Raw genomic sequence first — 1,629 nt, forward strand, 5'->3', positions numbered from 1 at the left:
TTTTGCTCAAAAATATGGTATTTTTCTCCTGCGCGGATGACTTCGTGGTGAAGTGCGGTGCATCGGCTGAAGGCACCGTCAGGCCACCTCACTCGAGCCTTGCCGGATTGAGGCGTCCGCGCGCCTTTTCATCAGGCGGGCGCGGACGCCACGTCTCGACGAAGCGTTCATAGCTCTTTTGCGCTTGCTCAGCGACGCGCATCTCCTGGTCGCGGAGCTTCTTGACGTTATAGGCATAGGCAGGGCCAGGCTTGTTGCCCTTCTTCTGTGGTTTCCCGGCCAGTAATTCCAGTGCCCGAAGCTTGTGTGCAACGAGACTCGGGCGAGCCCAGAGATAGTCCGCCTGCTTGGTCAACATATGCCAGACCAGAACCGCGAGCTTTCGTGCCACTGCGACGGCTGCGACCTGATGGCCGCGTTTGGCTCTGATCCGGACGAAGAAGGCGTGCAGTGGCCCTGGCGCTTTTGCTGCGGCCCATGCTGCCTCCACCAGCATGGCCCGCGCATGACTACGACCAATCTTGCTGATGCGTCCATGGTGGGCAGCGCCAAGTCCAGACTGGCGAACTCGCGGATTGAGCCCGAAGTAGCTGACCAGCTTCTGCGGGCTTTCAAAGCGGTCGATATTGCCTATGGCGGCCATCAATCCTGTCGCGACGGTGAGGTCGACGCCTGTGATCGTGAGCAGCCGTTTGACCGCGGGATCATCCATCGTACCTTCGGCGATTTGCCGATCGAGCAGCGCAAGATCTTCACCGAGCCTGTCGAGTTCGCGTACATGCCGCTGGACCGCCATCTGCTCATCTTCAGGCAGAGGCTGGTGTTTAAGCCATTCCCGCCCGCGCCCGTTGAACAGGTCGGCATGGGGGCACTTTGGAATCAGGTGAGCATTCAAGATAGAATGGACCTCATTCTTAATCCGCGTCCGATGTCGCACAACCTGATAGCGACGGGCCACCAGCCTCCTCATGCATTCAGTGGCGGCGTCTGGTGTCCAGATTTCCGGCAGATATCCAGCAGCATAGAGATTGGCCAGTGTGCCAGCATCGATCTTGTCGGTCTTTACATGCGCCTGTGCGATCGCCTTCACCTGCAGGGGATTAGCAATCACGACCCGTCGCACGAACGGCGAAAGGACGCGGGAGACAGCCATGCAGTTTCCCGTCGCCTCGATGATAACATCGTCTGCCGACGTAAGTGACTTGCCGAACCCCTCAAGAGCCGTTCGTGTCATGTCGACGCGGCCACCATGCCGGAGCCGGCCGTCTTCCCAGAAAACCACCTCGCCAAACGTTCGGTGGATATCGATTCCGATTACCCGTCGCATAAGCATCTCCTGTCGTTTGAACAACGGGAGCTGCGGGCGACACGACAACTACGGATTCGCGCTCTCGGCGCAACCGGGCGAGTCGCAGAGGCGGCCAGCTACTAACACGAGCTCACAGCTCATCTAATGTATCGGCCTGCCCGCACCTTCGTGCTCCCGGTGCCTCTGTCCCGGATGCTCACAGCATACGCCGCAATTCTCAGAACTGCAGCAGGACATCACCACCGCTGGTCTTATACCGGTTACAAATCCGATCGAGCGTCTTACGGCGAGATCAAGCGACGCACTGAAGTAGTTGGCAT

General features: G+C 58.9%; 1 protein-coding gene. It reads right to left on the reverse strand.

Annotated features, from left to right (window positions below; genetic code table 11):
• Window positions 1-88: 88 nt before the first annotated feature.
• The gene (locus QWE_RS24230) at window positions 89-1,309 is read right to left on the reverse strand and encodes an IS110 family RNA-guided transposase (protein WP_167539715.1); all 1,221 of its coding nucleotides are present in this window, start codon (window positions 1,307-1,309) and stop codon (window positions 89-91) included.
• Window positions 1,310-1,629 lie beyond the last annotated feature (320 nt).

The organism is Agrobacterium albertimagni AOL15 (assembly GCF_000300855.1).
GTDB lineage: Bacteria > Pseudomonadota > Alphaproteobacteria > Rhizobiales > Rhizobiaceae > Allorhizobium > Allorhizobium albertimagni.